The sequence below is a fragment of the Colwellia sp. NW0002-52-1 genome (assembly GCF_057550865.1).
Window position 1 is genome coordinate 287,069 of record NZ_BAAJLU010000001.1, and the last position, 18,855, is coordinate 305,923.

An 18,855-nucleotide genomic window follows, 5' to 3' on the forward strand; every position below is an offset into this window, starting at 1 on the left:
CCTTTAATTCAAAATAATTGAAGTTTTTAATACTTAACTTCTTTTCTGCATTTACTACAGAAAATAAAACATGCTTTATCGTAAAACCTGCTTGTATTTCCACAGTTTTCACACGCGAGATTTTCATACTTTTTTGACTTAGTTAGAGCTTTAACATTAGATTCAGACAACCCCTTATTTTCAGCTCTTTCAGGCTCAAAGTAGTTAGTTCGCCACTCATTTCCTCCATAAGAAAGTTGACGACTAGCTTTAGCTTCACGTGCTTTTCTAGCTCTTTCTTCAGCCGCTTGACGTTCTTTTTCTATACGAATCTCTGTACGACGACTTTCTGCTTGAGATTCAACTACTCGTTTACGATCATTTGAATCAAAAAAGAATAATTTCCCTGAGGTATCATCAAAAGATAACTTACTAACTGGTACTAATTTTTCAGCGTCCTGTTCCTGTACTTCTACAACTTCACCCGACTCTTGTACGAAATAATCTTTATAGTGACACTTAAGTACTAACTCCCCATACTCTTGGCTAGCTAACTTTGCTTCTTCATCAAAAATAAAAGCATTTAATTTGTTTGCATAAAAAATATCTAGTTCAGTAAACCGTTTTTCTTCAAAATTTAAAAATATCCAAATGATGAAAGCACCGTTGTCACGATAAAAGCGCTCCCTTTCAACTATTACATCAATAAAAGTTGTAGAGACTTGTAGTTCAAAAGCTATTTTTTTTCCGGTGTTAGTATGAGTAGCGGACACATCAGGACGACGCCACAGTTTTGCAATACCCGTCGAGTTTTCTTCTCTGAAAGTTTTTTCAACATGCACTTCACGAAAGCCTTGATCCTTATCCAAAATAGAAGCAATTAAATGCTTATTCTCTTTATGACGTCTTCCTTCTTTTTGGCCGTTGTACTTCATTGCCTCAATTTCTTCTTTTGAAAGATGAGAAGTAGTTTTAATAGGGCAATCTTCAGAGTCTTTAACGTGTCTAAAATAAAACGTTTGATCGATTTTCCCTGCAAGTAACAAAGGCTGATAGCAAGTGGGGCAAAGCAAAGAAAGTTCATTAACGATCGGACGTAATTTGCGCCTTATATCAAACAATTGTTCAACAGGCTTATCTAAATATTTTTCTGTCGAAATAATAAGATCTTTATCTGGAATAAAGATTGAATCCATCCTATATCTGCTCATAACAGTTTTTCCTTATGATAACTTACTGAAACAGATACACAGCAGCACATACGAGCTACTGTGTATCATTTACATCACCCTGCTTTTTTAAGTACTTGAGCTGTAGGTCCATAGCGCTTTACAGCTTCTATGCCCTTATCTCGAGCTTGCGCACTAGAATAAGCTTCACTAACACCAATCACTTGTTCATTTGATGCTTTTAATGTGAAATACGGCGCATTTCGCCCATTTGTTAAGCGACTATAGTATTTGTCGTATGGACTATGAGTTTTGCACGATGCAATACCGTTTTCAGCTCCTTGCATTGAAACATATCCCTCGCTTTGAAGAATGATTTCGTTGTTAGGTGCTACCAATCTGAAGTAGTGCTGTCTGTTTGTTCCTAAGAACAGTTCATAACGTTCGGCCATTTTAAGGCTCCTTAAATAAATTGACTTTATGAGAGCAAACAATCACAATCTTGGCTCCTACCCCAAAGGTGTGATTATTCGCTCACCTTTTTATACCAACTCGTAAGTGAATTTCATTCTCGAGTTAGTACAATTAAAATACTACCATGATCGTTTTGATCATAGCAAGCATTATGATCGACTTGATTAATTCGATCTCGCAGTTTAATATTAAAATAGATAACAAACAGACAAAGGTATCGACATGAATACCGAGCTAAAAGAAGTATCACCACAAGTTAGAGAGCGGTTAGCGTTTATTGATTTCTTCGCTTATTTCTTAGGAAGAGTAGGAAGAAAAGAGTTAAGTGACAGATTTGGGATAAGTGCCCCTGTAGCAACAAGAGACTTTCGTTTATACAACCAAATAGCACCTGATAACTTAATTTATAGACCAAGCGATCGTGCATATTTCAAAAGCGACAGCTTTTCACTAATCACTAGCTTATCGGTAGATAAATGCTTAAGCACTCTAAATGATGGCTTTGGTGATTTTGAGTGCGTAGAACAGCAACTGGAGATCAGTGAAAGCTCTAGGTTAGGTAAACCAGATCTACAAACTCTTGCTTCAATTACAAGAGCAATTTATACAAAGACTGCAATTGAAATAACCTATTTTTCAACTACATCAGGTGAAAGCAAAAGAACCATTGTTCCACATACATTAGTAGATACAGGTATGCGCTGGCACGCACGATCTTATTGTAGAAAGCACAAACAATTTAGAGACTTTGTAATTAATCGAATTGTCAAAGTAGAAAATGTACATGCTGGCTCTGCTTCAGATAATGAAGTGAAATTTAATGATGATGATTGGATAGAAAAAGTAGATCTCGATATTCGACCACACCCAAGACTAGGCGATAAAACAAGAGCAATTGAACTTGATTACGGAATGGATAAGGCTAAATTGCTAGTTAATTGCAGACTTGCTACAGCCTCCTACCTTTTAAGCGGTTGGAATATCGATTGCACTGAAGACCATTCAGAAGCAGGAAAACAATTCCATTTATACTTGCATAACAATAAAAGTGTATTTAAAAAGTATTCAGGTAAGCTATTTGTTAATAATGCTAAATCTAAGAATTAACTCTAGGGTAATTTTTGAATAATTGGATGATTCCAAAAAGACCTATTGATGACTTTAAGCCACATTTAATGCACTAGAGTTTTTGGATATGCTTTTTTTAGTTTGATAAATCTAATTTGTGAAGTATTTAATATTGATAATAACCACAAAAATCACATAATTAGTGCTATAAATTGGGTGGAAAACAGATAGGGCTATTATTGTATTTCAATATATTATTCATGTGGTTACACCGCATAGCCAGTGGGATTCCCTGCACCACGTAGCGGCCTTGTAATCAGTAGGTCGCCAGTTCGACTCCGGCAGTCGGCACCATTTATTCTCTAACGAGAAGAAACGAAACCTTAATAGCAATGTTAAGGTTTTTTTTCGTCTGCAATTTATTACTTATTTAAGTTCATTCAAGGAAGACCCAATATAGTTCTTGGATATTTATACCAATTGATATAAACAATCGATCATTCAAAAGCGGTTTAAAATTGATTGATTCATTAAGTCAATTGGTATTACAGAGATGCTTGTTCCTATCGTATTATTTAGAGCCATTATTTGCTACCAGTCAAAAAAAAAAAACACCAATCATTACAATTGATGTTTTTAGCACTCACAGCGAAGAAGTTATTAAGCTTTTTTCTTAAATTTACGTGCTGCTAAGCCCATAATACCTAAAGCAAAAATGGCAAGTGTAGAAGGCTCTGGAACTTGTAGTGTTGGATCCTGAACTAAGCTTTGGGTGTTACTTGTAGTAAAGTTAAGGATTTGGTCATCATTGTAAAATGCTTGTTCATCATTCGCATTTCTAAAAAACAAGTAAGTAGAGTATTGATTCTGTGTTAACTGCATGCGGCTTACATTGCTTGTATGATCATAAACTAGATAGGCAGATTCACTGTAGCCACCTCCTACTTCCAGTGATAATTCCCAATTATTATTCCCTAAACTACTAAAACTAAATAAGTTATCTATATTAAGGTACTCCAAAGGACTAAGTAGTGATACTGGAGCACCTAGTGATGCAATGTCATATGACATTGAATTTATATCTGCAAGTGTCACCCCTGTTCCAAAATTACTATCATCTACAAATTCAATGGTAAATGTATCTCCAGAAGAAAAATTATTTACCGAGTTGGCATTAATATTATCAAGTTTAAATTCGAAAATAATGCCCGCAGTTGCTGCGTTGCACATTACAAACATTAAACTAGCAAAAAACATTTTGCTAAACTTACACTTCGTTTTTGAAAAACCTTTCATTCTTTATCCCTTTTTATTTTTTTTAAAGTAAATTTGGCAAGTAAGTCCTTATAAGTAAAACCCACTTAACGTGCAAAAAGCAAAAAACACACCAAAAAAAATTATACTTTAAATTCAATGCATTAGTTATCTGCTCTATTTTTACACTCGTACAGTTGTAAAAATAACTGACACGAAAACCTCTATCAACCATCTGAATTTATTGCAAAATATTTGAAAGCTACCGTTTCAAGTGACTTAGACAGAAAAAGAGAGCAAGTTTTAACGGTTCGTCGCAACTTTTAAATCTAATTTTTAAGCACAACTGAATTACTTGTGAATAAGCTTACATATTTGTAAGCTCTGTATGTCATAACTTGTTTATTTAACTAATTAAAATAAGAAAAAGCTAAATGCCTCATGTTTTACTTTACTGTTTACTTATTATTCCTTTCTGCTCGCTCTCCAATGAACTAGAAAACACTTATCAACCAGATCCAAATTTTATTTCATATACAACAGAAAGTGGCTTATCTAATAATATTGTTACCGCAATAACGCAAGATAGTGACGGTTTTATGTGGTTTGGTACCCAAGATGGCTTAAATCGTTTTAATGGAAATAACTTTAAAGTCTACCGTTACAGCCCAAATAAAAAATATAGCCTTGCAGGCGTTAGAGTTACTAGCCTTCATGTAGATTCAAAAAAACAACTATGGGTTGGAACAGAGACCGGCGGGTTAAGCTTATATCAGCCAGATACGGGTGATTTTTTAAATTTTAGGCACAACACCTTGGACCTAAATACTATCAGTAGTAATGCTATTACTTCGTTAGAGAGTGACAACAAACACTTATGGATTGGAACTCTTTCAGGTATTTCAAAATTAAACCTAAGCACTTTAAAAATTGAACGAGTTGCACACAGCCAACAAAATGGCTCAGGTACAAACCATGCAAAAATATCTTCGTTAACAAAAGACAATAACAACAATATATGGATAGGAACATTAGGTGGTGGTTTAAACAAATATTCAAATGATAAAGATTTTTATACTTATTTTCAGCATCAAGCTGATACCCCTCATTCGCTTAGCAGCAATCAAGTAAGTAGTGTGTATGTTGATAGTTACAATGAAGTTTGGGTTGGCACTGAACAAAAAGGGTTAAATAAATACCAAAAAAACTGCCAATGCTTTAAAACCTATCTTGCTAAAACCGATGACCCAACCACTTTACCGCACAATATGGCACTGTCTTTTACAGAAAATGAAAAACGCGAATTATGGATAGGTACAATTAGAGGCTCTGCAATTTATCATAGGGCAACTGATACTTTTACAAGATATAAGCTAATACGAGCAAATAAAGCAGGCCGGCTTTATCGCTCTAACCGCTCATCTTATACAAGTGCCGATGGTACTGTGTGGTTTGGCAGCCAGCAAATGGGTGTAATATCAATTCCAAATGATGGTTTTAGGTTCCAAAGCTACCAATACGCTGCAAATAATTTAAGTTTAAGGTCTGATGATATTAACTCTTTGTTCGTTGAAAATAACGAAATGTGGACTGGCTCTATCAGTGGACTATTTCGCTACAAACTTGGTGAGAATGGACAGCTTTCTTTTTTAGATAGAGTACATCAAGCTTTCGCCTTAAAAATAATTAAATCATCTGACAATACATATTGGCTAGGAACCAACCAAGGGCTTGTGCATTTAGACAAACAGTTAAAAGAGCTATCGCACTTCACTAAAAACGACTTTTCAAGTCATTACATCAGAGAGAACGCTGTATTAGATGTAATTCAAGCACGTAATGGCGATATATTTATGGCGAGTTGGGAAGGTGGATTTAGCCGGTTAATAGATGAGAAAACGGCTGAGTTCGATAATATTGGCCAACTAAACGATCCCCGAGGTGAATTACAAAGTTTGTCAATATATGCCTTAAAAGAAGATAAACAAGGCAATATTTGGATTGGTTCAAGAGCCGGAATCGATAAATACAATCAGCACTTAAACAGCATTACCAATTACACTTTGCTCGACGATGAATATATCAATGCAACAGTTTATTATATTTTTGAAGGTGAAAGTGGTTTATGGCTAGGCACTAACTTTGGTCTATATCGATATTCAACCACAGAAGATAAATTCACTGCTTTCCCATTAACTTTAGACAGCCAATATATTCAGGCTATAGCAGAAGAGTCAGACGAAGTATTATGGCTAACCACCTTTAATGGCTTATATCGCGTTAACTTAGTTAATAATGAAACCACTAAATTCACTAAAAAAGACGGTGTGCAAGGGAACGAGTTTAATACCAAAGGTATCTTCAAAGCGCCAGATGGGTGGTTATATTTTTCAGGCACTGAAGGTGTAACTAAGGTTAATACTCAACAGTTTACCTCGAGTAACTTTGCGCCAACAATTAATTTTGTAACTTTGCACTTGCTTGAGTCAGATAAAAAACAGCGAATTATCGGTGAAAGCGCACTTAACTTAAGTGCAAATGAAAATAGTTTCAGTATTACTTTAATTGTTGATGATTATCGCTCGCCCGCTAAATTAAAATATCGATATAAACTTAATCACGGAAAATGGAACGAGCTTGATAACACGCAAACAATTCAATTTCTCAATCAAGAATACGGATTATTAAAGCTTGAAGTACAATCAACTAACCATTTAGGTATTTGGCAACCAAACACTCAATTACTAACGGTTAATGTTCATCCGCCAATTTGGCAAACCAGCATAGCTTACACGCTATATTTCTTGATAATAATTAGTCTTATTTTTACGGCTTACAATATTCGTGTAAAACGTTCAAAAGTAGCCCAAAAAGAACTCGAGAATAAAATTGCTGAGCGAACTGCTGAAGTAAATAACCTGTTAATCCAAAAACAAAATTTATTTGCTAATATTTCACATGAGCTACGCACCCCACTTACCTTAATTACAGCGCCATTAGAGCAATTAATTACAGATAATACTTTTAACACTAAACAGAATAAACTGTTAAAAATGGCCAATAACAACAGTAAAAGGCTTTTTAGTTTAGTTGAAAAAATACTGCATTTAACATCTATCGATAAACAAGATAAAGCCCAAGAAAACATTGCTATTGATGAGTTATTACATAAATACATTATTGCCTTTGAGCCGTTATTACAGGCTAAAAACATTAAATTATCAAAAAATGTACATAGTAACGCCACAATTTATGCTGATAATCATGAGTTATCATCAGTAATCGAAAATTTATTCAGTAATGCGCTTAAATATACAATGAGTAATGGTTGGGTAAAGCTGCACTCTAGAATTAAAGGGAGTCAATATCAACTTGTCATTGAAAACGAACACCAAGGATTAACAGCATTAGAAACTGAAAAAGTTTTTGAGCGATTCGAACGCTTAGGGCAGCCAGATAGTGAACAAGGTTTTGGCCTAGGATTAGCTTTTGTTAGAGAAATTTGCCAACAAAACAGTTGGAAAATTGAATGTATTAGCATTGCAAGCCACTCTGTATCATTTATGTTAACTATTAATGACTATGGTATTGTTCAACCACAAAAAACCTTAACACCACAAAATGAAATAAATCTCTTAGCAGCGAATAAAAAGCCCCGTACAGTACCCGGAAAACAAAACATTCTAATTGTTGAAGATAACAATGAGTTGCGTGAATTTTTAGCTGAAATTTTTTCAACTCATTACCAAGTAATAACAGCAAAAAATGGTTTATTAGGGGGAGAAATTGCGATAGCAGAAATACCCGACATCATTATTTCAGATGTAATGATGCCTGAGCTTGATGGTTATCAATTATTGCAACAACTGGCGCAGCATGACAACACTTGTCATATCCCCGTTATTTTGCTCACCGCTAAAGCGGATAAAGAAAGTGAATTAAAAGGGCTAGAACTTGGCTCTATTGATTACATTGCAAAACCCTTTGATACCAAAGAATTATTACTAAAAGTGCAAAACACGTTAACTAAAAGAACTTCATTGCTTAACTTGTCTAATAGCACATCTCAAAGTCATGAGACTCAATACATATCTGAGCGAGATACGCACTTTAATACTAAATTGAATAACATCGTTGAAAAAAACTATAGTAATAGCGACTTTAGTGTTGAACAGTTAGTCGATCAAATAGCGATGAGCGAACGACAATTACAAAGAAAAATGAAAGCATTATTTGATCAAACGCCAGCCGAGTTTATTCGTAATTATCGATTACAAGCATCAAAAGCACTATTACTCGCTGGTAAATCAATTTCTAATACTGCTGACTTAGTTGGCTTTAATTCATCAAGCTATTTTAGTCGCAGCTTTAAAGCAGCTTTCAAAAAATCGCCTTCCGACTTTATTCACCCCAAATAGGATACTAAGCACTATTAATAGTAATAGGCTGAATTAACAGCACTTTATTATCTTTTGTCGGTTATGTTCATCATAAAGTCGGATTAGTTAAAGCAAGTAAAAACCATTAATATTACGATATTTTTAATGCTCCCAGCTCAGTAAGTTAACGACCAACGAACGTTAACCAAAGCTAATATAAAGGTAAAAATAAAAAATGAGTTTAATAAACTGCCCTGATTGCGAAAAGCAAATATCTTCAAATGCACACAAATGCCCTTTCTGCGGATATAAAGCACCTACAACCTTCTTAGGAAATCTACTGCTAGTAGCCTCAATATTGCTAGGTAGTTTTGGCATTATTAATTGGCTTTTATTACTTTAGGAGAAATTTATGTCATTAAAAAAAAGTAAAATTGTAATAGCATCAGCATTTTTCTTCATGGCTGTTGTGTATTTCATTATGATGCTTGTTAAATCTTATGAGTTCATAAACTCAAATACCGTGTTCGTTGTTTCTTTATCATTGGGTGCTTTTTTAGGTTCTTTTACTGGGCTGATATTAATTTTGGCTGACAAAGAACAAAACAAGACTGCCGCCGATCAGTGGGCAATAAATAAAGCTTACAAGTATTATTCGCAATACTTTAGATTATCCTTAATATTGATTGCTGGCGTTGTAATATCTAAATTATTTTTTGAAGTAACCCAGGCTAAGTGGTATTTAAAAATGCAAGTTGCAAGCCACGCAGTAGAGTTATGTAATGAGTGGAACTCGAGTAAAGATGTCAAACAAGAGCACAAGTATTATTCAAAAGCTGTTTTAGAGCGTTTTTCATCGCATGAAGTTTTGGTACTGGCTTGTAGCGCAGCTATGTTTGAACAAAATGATGTAGATAAGCACAGAATTAAAGTTGCTATAGCACAAATAGACAATAGAGAGATCAACAGTGTATTCACAACAATTGGGTTACTAAAAGAGAAAAAAAACCAGATTATGCTAATAAATAAACTTATTCTGCGTAATTATTTAGTCGAAGCCGAACAGCTGATTTTAGATTTGCACGCGACTATTGCTGAAGAGTCAGAGAGCATAATATCCAGCATATCTGGTAATTCAGAAAATAAATTATCACCAACAGAAAAGCAAAAATTAAGAGTTAAGGCCAAAGAGAATTCCCAACATACAAATAAACTACACCAAGTGTTAGCAAATTTAGCTCTAGGGTATTTAAATAAAGGCGACTATGCCAAAGCTGAGCCTATGTATAATGCTTTACTCTCTGCAAATATAGATTCGGTCACTTATGGTTTGAAACGTATTTACGATGCGAAAGATAAAAAAAGTAAATCTGTTGAGCTACTACATAAGCTGTTAGATAAACAGCTTAGTAAAAACAGCAATCCTTCACAAACCTACGCCTACCTTGGTGAATATTATGATAGTGGTATTGGTGTAACAAAAAACCTTGAGGTTGCAAGAACGTATTATGAAAAAGGCTTAAAATCACTTTCCTCTGCCAGTAAAGTCAGACTAGCAGAGATGATTTACAAAGGTATTGGCGGAGATGTAAACCATAGTAAAGCGATTGAATTAGGATATAAAACCCCTAAGATGCTTAAAGTAGAAAAAATTAAAAATGGATCAGGATATATTGAGCGAGGCACTTATACCTGCCTTTATTTCAATTCAATTCATAGAATCACACAACTGCAAAACAGCTATGGAAGTTTACACTATGTTAAAAGAGCAATACCTGCTGACTGTGTTGACTTAACCTCTTATGCCAGAGGCGTAAATACCTTACCGATAAAGAAGTTTGTCTCAGTTGAAGGTAATTATATACAATTCAAATTTTCTAATAATGGCGACTCAGCCTGGGTACATTTAAATAGTATTCAGATTAAATAACAATAAGATTAAAAAGCTTAGCTTTAATTAATATGTACCTTGCGTTATTGCTGCAAGGTACATATTACATAGCGTTTATTATTACTGACATGACCAAGTAACAGGCAATTTTTCGCTAGAAATAAACTATATATAAACTATAAATAAGCTAATGAAATTCAGTTAAGTTCACGTTATTGTTCCAACCTAAACATTTAAACTATCAACAACATAAATTTAACAGTTCTCTCTAATTTGGAGTCCACCAGATACAAAAAAACACCAATCATAACAATTGATGTTTTTACACATTTAAAGAAGAAATTATTAAGCTTTCTTGTTAAATTTACGTGCTGCTAAGCCCATAATCCCTAATGCAAAAATAGCCAATGTGGATGGCTCGGGAACACTAGTGGTTTCTGTAGTAATAGAGACATTATCAAACCCTATATCAAATGGACCACTATTATCAGCTTGAGCAAATCGAACTAAAACGTTTTGTCCCTGCAAACTTAAAAGTGAAGCAGTTATATTTTGATTAAAAGATGTCCATGCTTGAGTATTATTGTCTCCAGGGTTTGTTTGAAGCGCGCTAAATACGATATCACTTGGTGCAACAGAATCGAAAAGTGAACTGCCTAGTAGAATCTCTACACGAAATTGTTGGTTACTTACATTATTGAACGCTAAAGTATTTGGGCTAGAGAATCCACTACCGAAGTTTTGATAGGCATAATCAAAAGAGAAATTAGCTGATAAAAGGTTATTAGGAACTACAACTGACTGCCAAAAAATGTTCTGACTTGGACCTGATTGATTTCCAGCGAATGCATAAAAATCTGAAGTAGGAGATGCCCCCAGTTCTGGATCGCCAGATGCAGGAAGAACTGTTTGTGTCGAGCCGCCAGACTGTGAAACAGACCAACCTGAAAAATCACCTGTCTCAAAATCACCATTTGTAATTAATCCAGCAAATGCTGAACTTGCACAAACAGATAAAGCCAAACTAGCAACTGTCGCCTTCAATAATTTAAATTTCATGTAATGTCCCTTAGTTATTTATTATTTCTTTTATATAAGGTAAATGAACTAGTACAAGCTTTTACCTGTGTTTTACTTTTACTTCTGAAGTAAAGCAAAAAGCACACCAAAAGAATAAACCCTATAAATTTCAATAAAATAAATTTATAGAGTTTATTGTCTATTTATTAACTGTAAAATAATTCGACATAAACAAGTTACTAACTAATTGAATATTTGATAAAAATCTAACTATTTAATATTTTGTTATAAAACCTGTCATGGTGGTTCAAGAATATAAACACTAAAAAAATGTATGTTCAAGGGCGCATAATTTAAATCTACTTTGCCGAGCTAATTTCGTTAACGCTAGCTATTGATATCAATAATATCTAAAACAGCACACTCCAAGCAGCTTAAATAGCGTAATAAATAGCAAAATAAGAACTTCAAAAATTAATAAACTTAATGCATCTAGGCTGCATGTTTGAATTCACCAGATACAAAAAAACACCAATCATAACAATTGATGTTTTTACACATTTAAAGAAGAAATTATTAAGCTTTTTTCTTAAATCTACGTGCTGCTAAGCCCATAATACCTAAAGCAAAAATGGCCAATGTAGATGGCTCTGGAACGTCGATTGCCGAAGCTCTAAATACAACTTTTTCATACACTCCGCTACTGTTACTAGCATAGTTTCCAACTTTGTATCCAGCAGTATAGTCATCATGCATATGCCATGATAACTTTGATAAAGCACCATTATCAGCAGATGTATCAGCGGAGTTTAAAGTCACTGTTTCACCTATATCAACAAAGCCCATTGAATAATCGTTTCTAAAATACCAAGATGCACCGTTATAGTCGTTCGTAGCATTACCTAAGGTATAGTTTAACAAATCAGAATAAAGCACAGCAGAGCCTAAGGCTATGTTATTAGTTCCAATATCTAATGCGCCAATAAAAACATATTCATCTAGAGCAATTCCAGCAAACATTTCGTAGTCATGGGCGTCTTGTGATCCCCAGTTTGACTGAAAGTTTAAACTCCATCCGTTATTGGTTAAGGTACTTGTATCGATATCGGTTTGTATACCAAAAGGTATCAAAGTAGCACTAGCAAAACTACTTACAGACAAAAAACTACTTACAATTGCAACTTTCAAAATTTTAAATTTCATTTGATATTCCTTTTAATCCCTCAGCAAACTCTCTTGAGGTAAATACTAAAGTGAAACAACATCACTTACTGTTTTCTAAGCTAGACACACTCATTAATACACAAAGCATCTAAAGCACAAAACAAGCCAATTTAAATTTATCCTTTAATTTCAAATTATTAAATAAAATAAAATTCAACCCACTGTAATTACTGTAAAAAAAATGGACATAATAATTTAGCAAATGAATTTAAGGCATAATGTTAATAAATATATTTTGTAATCAGCAGCCCAAAACTTATAGTCATAAGTTTATTTTATAGTTGAGATAAATTATCTTGGCTGTAACCTAGTTCAGTAGGCTGCATCGTTTATTTCAAATAAAACCTCTTGCTCACATATCTTGTACTTCTTTTTTTACCTACCTTATAATATATAAAGTTTTACGCCCTAGTTTTGAGCCATTACATTGTTAAAAAAATATATTACTTTTTTGATATTTATATTATCAATTTCCCATGTAAATTCAGCCTTTGCTGCTAAAGAAAAAGTGTTAACCATGTGCGTTTCACATTTTCCGCCGTACCAGATTGTACTGCCTAATCGAACACCTATTGGTGAAAATATTGCCGCTACAACTTATTTTTTTAATCAACTCGGCTATGAAGTTCAATATACACAGGACAACTCTATTTGGCGTTGTTTAGGCATGTTAAAAGCTGGTAAAGTGGATATTATGTCGGGTTTATTAGACGCACCTGAACGTCGTGAATTCGCACACTTACTTGTATATGGCTCATTAAATAAGAAATCTCTTTATGTTAACCAAAACGGCCCAACAATAACTAAATTTGCAGATCTTAAAGGCTTAAAAATAGCGGTATTGAAAGGTATAAAACAGTTTGAAAAATTTGATAATGCGCCCGATGATTACTTTGAAAAAGTCTATATTAATGATATGGCGGCTGCATTTCGTGTTCTAGCCGCTGGTAAAGTTGACGTTGTCATTTCAACTGAGTTTAACGAACTCGAAAAGTTTCAAAGTTCGAGTAATAAAGGGATAAAAAAAATGACCGTCGATTTAGATGATGCCGCATTACTTTTTATGGCTTTATCAAAGAAATCTAAAATTGCTCATTCAGCTAAAAAATATGAACAATTGTCGGAAGAGTTTTACAAAAATAAAGAATTTCAAAAAGTTATTAATAATTTTAAATTAGCACACCCTGAGCACTATGCTCCTGCTTTATAAATTCGCTTAAAGGAACTTCTATTCCTAACAGGGAAAAATATTAGTAAAGCGTGATTTTTTAAATTTTTTTTCCCAGATAGTAGCTAACCAAAGCTCTTACCTATAAGTTGAAGCTTTATAGTTAAATGATGTACCAATTTAAAACGCTGATGTACAAAAGTTTTTGAATACAAAAGCGCCTAATTAACTACATTAGACGCTTTAAATATTCCTAAAGCTACTTTAGGTCTTTGCGCTGCACATTAGAGTATTCTGCTGATTAAGCCATTAAGTTTTTCCATTCTTCTGCCAAGAATATAACAATTTCAATGGCGATCAACACGATGATGATCCACTCTAAAAATGATGAATGTTGATGTTTTTGCTCTTCAGCTAGCACTTCAAATAGCTCATTAATGGTAGAAAGCTTTTTCGATAATAGCTCTATACGTTGATGTATATCCATATATCGAGCCATACGCTGATAAGCCACTTCATGCTCCGGGTACTCCCAAAAAAAGTCAGGTGTATCTAATAAGCCATAATGCAGAATAATGTCGCTTTTAGTACTTAATAACGTGCCTCGAATTTTAGCTATTTCTTTTGGGCTAATCGATATTTTGCCAAACTTAGCCAACTCTTCTGGAATATGGGCATAGTCTTTAATCGAGTTTTGCGCTTGCACCTCATATTCCATAAGCTTACTCGATTGCGCCAACGCATGACTTATGGCTAAACGCGTTAAAGGATCATCGTCTGGCAAGGTAATAAGATCTTTTTTAATCATCAATTCGCTAGCGAATGTAAAGCTTAAATGTTCTTCAATTTTTTCAAAATGCGTTGTATTGTCTTTTTTAAGGCTATTAATTAACGCTTGGCGCTCAACTTTATCAACCGCCCAAAACACCACTACACCGTAATCAAATATCCAATATTCGCCAGTAGATACAACTATTTGCACCGCATCTCTGTAGCGAGTTCCGCCTTCAAAAAAACGCTTGTCGATATTAGAATTCTCTGATGAGAAGTCATCACCAAAGTTGTAAATAGATAAGTTATCGTCGCTAAAGACAATGCTATTATCTGTTATTAGTTGTTCCATGGTTACTCATTTAAATGACAAAACTATTTATGTGTTTGATACGCGCTGCATTAGTGCATGTCGCTGATTATATTAACTATTATTCTAAATTCCCTAAGTTTTCCCTGACTTATTTAACAATACACAAGCAATACCTTAGTCGCTATTTAGCTTAAGTATCTTATTCACTAGGTGCTCATTTTCAAATACACATATAGAATAAATTATTTGCCTAAACTTCTGTTTTTTTACGTTATAAAACAATAATTAAAATCCTACCTAAGTAAAAATTTCGCTGATTTTGCACTTTTATTAAAAAAGCTCAACATCATTTTTTTAATCAAGCTAACAAAAAATATTGAGAAAGTTAGTTCCGTTGAGAATAAAATTTTATAGACTTTATTAACAAGCACTTAAAAGTTATCAGAACATTTAAACCGTGTGAAAGTCAGTAGCGTCATTCAAATATTTACGAAAAATAACTGCACAAGTTATTCTCAATAAAATTTTTAGTCACAAAAACATCCATATATATCGAATGAGGAGTGGTTCATCACTATCCTTGTTCAAGATTCTTGTTCAAGGTTTATACAAAGAGTTTTCGAAGATTAAAATGGCGAAATGAGTTGGAGCGACTTGCGTTTGTTTTTGGCTGATTTAATTAAGCTAGGTTAATAAAAAACATATCACATTACGCTGGTATTCTTAAACGCTACCCGCAAATAATGCCCATTTGAAAACAAAAAGCGCTAACCAAGGTTAGCGCTTTTTACATATTACTTAGCAAGCGTGTTTACCGATAAAACTTTGCTTTTGTAACCCTATTTCTACATAGACTTTAACGCATTAATTCGATCTTCTAGTGGCGGATGCGTAGCAAATAATTGGCTAAATGAAGACTTAGTATTTATACCAAATGCCATCATAGAACCTTCTAAATGGCTTTCTTGGCTACGTTTAAGTCGCTCTAAAGCACTAATCATTGCTGATGTACCAGCTAACTTTGCGCCGCCAATGTCGGCACGAAATTCTCTTTTTCTTGAAAACCAAGCCACAATAGTACTCGCTAGCACACCTAGCAGCATTTCTAGTACAAATACGATGCCAAAATAAGCAAAGCCACCTAAACCTGCACCATTTGAATTATTGCTTCTAGTAGCGTTATCGATAAGGCCGGCAATTACTCGCGCTAAGAAAATTACAAAAGTGTTTACCACCCCCTGCACTAGCGTTAGCGTTACCATATCTCCATTAGCTACATGGCTAATTTCATGGCCAATAACTGCTTCAGCTTCTTCTTGTGTCATGTGCTGCAATAAACCAGTACTAACCGCTACTAAGGCATTATTTTTATTGGCACCGGTTGCAAAAGCATTCATATCGGGTGAATCAAAAATGGCTACTTCAGGCATACCAATTTTAGCTTGTTGGGCATAACGCTTAACCGTTTCAAGTAACCATTTTTCAGTGTTATTTTTTGGTTGTTCAATCACATAAGCACCAACAGAGCGCTTTGCCATCCATTTCGACATTAGCAATGAAATAAATGAGCCACCAAAACCAAAAACACTCGCCATAACCAGTAAGCCGCCCATGCCCTGACGATCAATGCCAAATACTGACATTAAAATGCTCATGGTAATACTTAGCACAACCATAATCGCTAAGTTAGTTAATAAGAATAAGACAATACGCTGCATGTTAAACTCCAGTAATTGATCGCAACCTTGACATAATATGTCTAATTTATTTTTAATCAATACATTTTTTGTGTTTGTTTGTATATTTTTACGAGTGCTTCAGATAAGTCAGCATCATAATAACCTAGTAACGCTATAGGTATGCCACAATTTTAAAACATACTTAACGGCATGTACTCCAACCTATTTTCAAGCAAAATTTACCTATTATAATAATTTGCTTGGTTTACAAAATACTCGAATCTTTATTTGCCTATTCGATGAATTTAATCTTCTTTTTTACTATAGTAGGCAATAACTTTAGTTATCTAAGAGCTGTTATGAAAATATTTTTAAAATCCATCGTTATATTTATTCTTGCCATTGTTTTATTAGCCGTGGTTGCAACACAGTTAATATCAACAGAGGATATTGTTAACCGGGTAAGCACTAACGTAGAACAATCTACCGGACGTACATTAACGGTTGATGGCGAACAGAGTTTACGTGTTTTTCCTAGCTTGTCGGTAACATTAAAAGATGTGCATTTTTCTAATGCGGCAGGTGGCTCTAAGTCAGACATGGCAAGCATTAGCGAACTACTGATTCATATTCCGTGGCTTTCAGTGTTTTCGGGGGAATTGGCGATTGAAAAATTTGTGATTAATAATCCTGACATCCTCTTAGAGAAGAATATTGATGGCAGCGTTAATTGGCAGTTTTCAACATTAACAGGCGCAGAAAAAAACACAGAAAACAATACCGAAAATTCAGCAAATAAAGGTCAGTCGGTTACCCTGCCTAACGGTTTTGATATTAGTTTAGGCCAAGTAGAAATTAATGCCGGCAAGCTCACTTTTATTGATCATCAAAATAAGCAAACACAGGTAATCGACCAACTAAATTTAGCGGTAAAACTGCCTTCTTTACAACAACCCCTTAAACTCACGGGCAGTGTAAGGTATATGGCGCAAGTGCTTGAGCTTGAATCGAGCATAACTTCACCCGCTAAGGCCATAAATAATCAGCCATTTTCTGTAGAATTAGATTTATCATCCGCTTTGCTGAAATTAAATTACCAAGGTGAAGTTATACAACAGGGCAAAGAGTTAAGCGGCAAGTTATCGGTTTCCGGTGACTCTGTTAAAGAGCTACTCAACTGGCAAAATATTCCATTGCCAGCTAAAGATGAAGCATTCAATAAGTTTTCATTTAAAAGTAATATTGGCTTTGCTAACAATAAGCTGAGTCTAGAGCAGTTAATTGTTAGTTTAGACGCCCTAGAGTTTAAAGGCACAACTAGCATCGCTTTAACTACGCCACTTAATGTTGAAAGTAAAATTGATCTAGGCGTGCTTGATCTAAATCCATACTTGCCTGAGCCAAGCACTGTCATTGAAACACCACCAAGCGATGATAAAGCGGCTCAACCCATAGTTTGGGATAATACCCCGGTTGATTTGTCAGCATTAGGGTCAATAAATGCCAATATTTCAATTCAATCGAGTCAACTATTGGTACGTGATATCAAGCTTGGTAAAAATGAATTAGCGATTGTGTTAAACAATAGTGTTGCTGATATGCAATTAAAAAGTTTCGAGGGTTATGAAGGTAATGGCAGTGGTAAAATTAGGGTTAATGCGAATAAAAAACCTTACCAAATCACGACTAAATTTGAGCTAGCTAATATTAACGCCGAGCCCTTACTTACCGATGCAGTTGGCTTTGACAAACTACTAGGTAAAGGTCACTTAGCTTGGGATCTTTCAACTCAAGGGCTTAGCCAACGTGAGTTTATTAATAAACTTAATGGCCAGCTCGACATTAGCTTTATCGACGGTGCAGTTAAAGGCTTAAATTTAGCCGCTATTGCAAAAAGTGCGAGTAACATAATGCAAGGTAACTTATCTGCAGTAAGTTTAGACAGCGACTTTAGTAATGCAGAAAAAACTGACTTTGCCGCTTTAACCGGGAAATTTACACTTAATAACGGTGTCGCTAATACTGACAATTTATCTTTAGATAATCCCTTTATCAGAATATCGGGCACTGGTGATATCGACTTACCTGAAACCAAAGTCAACTTGCATATTAAATCAAAGCTAGTAGCGTCAACTCAAGGCCAAGCAGCAGAAAGTACTGACTCTGGTGTGGTAATACCAATTAAAATTACCGGACCATTTCATAAAGTAAAAATACGCCCTGATGTAAGCTCCGGCGCTAAAGATAAAGCAAAGGAAAAGGTTAAAGACAAACTCAAAGACAAATTAAAAGGTCTATTTGGCTAGTAAATTAGCTGAATGAATTGGCTGCGTTAACATTCAGCGATAGTTTATATTTACTATCGCTGAGCTTTTTTTGAGAGCTGCCCTGTGTAATTAATTATTAATAGAGGAGTAATTAATAGATAGTAATTAATAGAGGCACTCATTCTAAATAAAATCTAAT

At 34.5% G+C, this 18,855-nt stretch carries 13 protein-coding genes; 6 read left to right on the top strand and 7 right to left on the bottom strand.

Annotated elements, in window-relative coordinates:
- Nucleotides 1–26 precede the first annotated feature (26 nt).
- Nucleotides 27–1,175: a DUF6035 family protein gene (locus AC27H3_RS01175; RefSeq protein ID WP_487103034.1), complete on the bottom strand. Its 1,149-nt coding sequence runs from the start codon at nt 1,173–1,175 to the stop codon at nt 27–29.
- 89 nt (nt 1,176–1,264) lie between these two features.
- Nucleotides 1,265–1,600 carry a YegP family protein gene (locus tag AC27H3_RS01180; RefSeq protein ID WP_487103036.1) on the bottom strand — a complete coding sequence of 112 codons (336 nt, stop codon included), beginning with the start codon at nt 1,598–1,600 and terminating at the stop codon, nt 1,265–1,267.
- A 244-nt stretch (nt 1,601–1,844) separates the two neighbouring features.
- On the opposite strand from AC27H3_RS01180, the gene AC27H3_RS01185 reads away from it, so the two are divergent.
- Nucleotides 1,845–2,729 (top strand): BrxR family transcriptional regulator, encoded by an 885-nt coding sequence (locus AC27H3_RS01185; protein ID WP_487103038.1) that lies wholly within the window; start codon nt 1,845–1,847, stop codon nt 2,727–2,729.
- Between the two features lie 621 nt (nt 2,730–3,350).
- On the opposite strand, the gene AC27H3_RS01190 is transcribed toward AC27H3_RS01185, so the two are convergent.
- A complete protein-coding gene (locus tag AC27H3_RS01190; RefSeq protein ID WP_487103040.1) occupies nt 3,351–3,986 on the bottom strand; it encodes a PEP-CTERM sorting domain-containing protein in 636 nt (211 codons plus the stop codon).
- 392 nt (nt 3,987–4,378) lie between these two features.
- Here AC27H3_RS01190 and AC27H3_RS01195 point away from each other — a divergent pair, with 392 nt between their 5' ends.
- The 3 genes from AC27H3_RS01195 to AC27H3_RS01205 all read left to right on the top strand — a co-directional run bounded on the left by AC27H3_RS01195 (nt 4,379) and on the right by AC27H3_RS01205 (nt 10,253).
- Entirely contained in the window at nt 4,379–8,362 is a 3,984-nt protein-coding gene (locus tag AC27H3_RS01195) for a two-component regulator propeller domain-containing protein (RefSeq protein WP_487103042.1), read from the top strand.
- A gap of 196 nt (nt 8,363–8,558) precedes the next feature.
- Nucleotides 8,559–8,726, top strand: a complete 168-nt coding sequence (locus AC27H3_RS01200; protein ID WP_487103044.1) for a zinc ribbon domain-containing protein — start codon at nt 8,559–8,561, stop codon at nt 8,724–8,726.
- Between the two features lie 9 nt (nt 8,727–8,735).
- Nucleotides 8,736–10,253: a hypothetical protein gene (locus AC27H3_RS01205; protein WP_487103046.1), complete on the top strand. Its 1,518-nt coding sequence runs from the start codon at nt 8,736–8,738 to the stop codon at nt 10,251–10,253.
- A 306-nt stretch (nt 10,254–10,559) separates the two neighbouring features.
- Here AC27H3_RS01205 and AC27H3_RS01210 read toward each other — a convergent pair whose 3' ends face one another.
- Together AC27H3_RS01210 and AC27H3_RS01215 are read right to left on the bottom strand one after the other, a co-directional pair.
- Nucleotides 10,560–11,273: a PEP-CTERM sorting domain-containing protein gene (locus tag AC27H3_RS01210; RefSeq protein WP_487103048.1), complete on the bottom strand. Its 714-nt coding sequence runs from the start codon at nt 11,271–11,273 to the stop codon at nt 10,560–10,562.
- Nucleotides 11,274–11,810: 537 nt separating this feature from the next.
- Nucleotides 11,811–12,437: a PEP-CTERM sorting domain-containing protein gene (locus AC27H3_RS01215; protein WP_487103050.1), complete on the bottom strand. Its 627-nt coding sequence runs from the start codon at nt 12,435–12,437 to the stop codon at nt 11,811–11,813.
- 538 nt (nt 12,438–12,975) lie between these two features.
- Here AC27H3_RS01215 and AC27H3_RS01220 point away from each other — a divergent pair.
- Entirely contained in the window at nt 12,976–13,668 is a 693-nt protein-coding gene (locus AC27H3_RS01220) for a substrate-binding periplasmic protein (RefSeq protein WP_487103051.1), read from the top strand.
- A gap of 259 nt (nt 13,669–13,927) precedes the next feature.
- On the opposite strand, the gene AC27H3_RS01225 is transcribed toward AC27H3_RS01220, so the two are convergent.
- The gene (locus AC27H3_RS01225) at nt 13,928–14,749 is read right to left on the bottom strand and encodes an RMD1 family protein (RefSeq protein ID WP_487103053.1); all 822 of its coding nucleotides are present in this window, start codon (nt 14,747–14,749) and stop codon (nt 13,928–13,930) included.
- Between the two features lie 806 nt (nt 14,750–15,555).
- Nucleotides 15,556–16,428: a protease HtpX gene (gene htpX / locus AC27H3_RS01230; protein WP_487103055.1), complete on the bottom strand. Its 873-nt coding sequence runs from the start codon at nt 16,426–16,428 to the stop codon at nt 15,556–15,558.
- A gap of 320 nt (nt 16,429–16,748) precedes the next feature.
- Here htpX and AC27H3_RS01235 point away from each other — a divergent pair, with 320 nt between their 5' ends.
- Nucleotides 16,749–18,695 (top strand): AsmA family protein, encoded by a 1,947-nt coding sequence (locus AC27H3_RS01235; RefSeq protein ID WP_487103057.1) that lies wholly within the window; start codon nt 16,749–16,751, stop codon nt 18,693–18,695.
- Nucleotides 18,696–18,855: the final 160 nt, after the last annotated feature.

Excerpts from the sequence above, each read along its gene's own strand:
- AC27H3_RS01175 (WP_487103034.1), bottom strand. The coding sequence starts at position 1,175 with ATGGATTCAATCTTTATTCCAGATAAAGATCTTATTATTTCGACAGAA.
- AC27H3_RS01180 (WP_487103036.1), bottom strand. The coding sequence starts at position 1,600 with ATGGCCGAACGTTATGAACTGTTCTTAGGAACAAACAGACAGCACTAC.
- AC27H3_RS01185 (WP_487103038.1), top strand. The coding sequence starts at position 1,845 with ATGAATACCGAGCTAAAAGAAGTATCACCACAAGTTAGAGAGCGGTTA.
- AC27H3_RS01190 (WP_487103040.1), bottom strand. The coding sequence starts at position 3,986 with ATGAAAGGTTTTTCAAAAACGAAGTGTAAGTTTAGCAAAATGTTTTTT.
- AC27H3_RS01195 (WP_487103042.1), top strand. The coding sequence starts at position 4,379 with ATGCCTCATGTTTTACTTTACTGTTTACTTATTATTCCTTTCTGCTCG.
- AC27H3_RS01200 (WP_487103044.1), top strand. The coding sequence starts at position 8,559 with ATGAGTTTAATAAACTGCCCTGATTGCGAAAAGCAAATATCTTCAAAT.
- AC27H3_RS01205 (WP_487103046.1), top strand. The coding sequence starts at position 8,736 with ATGTCATTAAAAAAAAGTAAAATTGTAATAGCATCAGCATTTTTCTTC.
- AC27H3_RS01210 (WP_487103048.1), bottom strand. The coding sequence starts at position 11,273 with ATGAAATTTAAATTATTGAAGGCGACAGTTGCTAGTTTGGCTTTATCT.
- AC27H3_RS01215 (WP_487103050.1), bottom strand. The coding sequence starts at position 12,437 with ATGAAATTTAAAATTTTGAAAGTTGCAATTGTAAGTAGTTTTTTGTCT.
- AC27H3_RS01220 (WP_487103051.1), top strand. The coding sequence starts at position 12,976 with ATGTGCGTTTCACATTTTCCGCCGTACCAGATTGTACTGCCTAATCGA.
- AC27H3_RS01225 (WP_487103053.1), bottom strand. The coding sequence starts at position 14,749 with ATGGAACAACTAATAACAGATAATAGCATTGTCTTTAGCGACGATAAC.
- htpX (WP_487103055.1), bottom strand. The coding sequence starts at position 16,428 with ATGCAGCGTATTGTCTTATTCTTATTAACTAACTTAGCGATTATGGTT.
- AC27H3_RS01235 (WP_487103057.1), top strand. The coding sequence starts at position 16,749 with ATGAAAATATTTTTAAAATCCATCGTTATATTTATTCTTGCCATTGTT.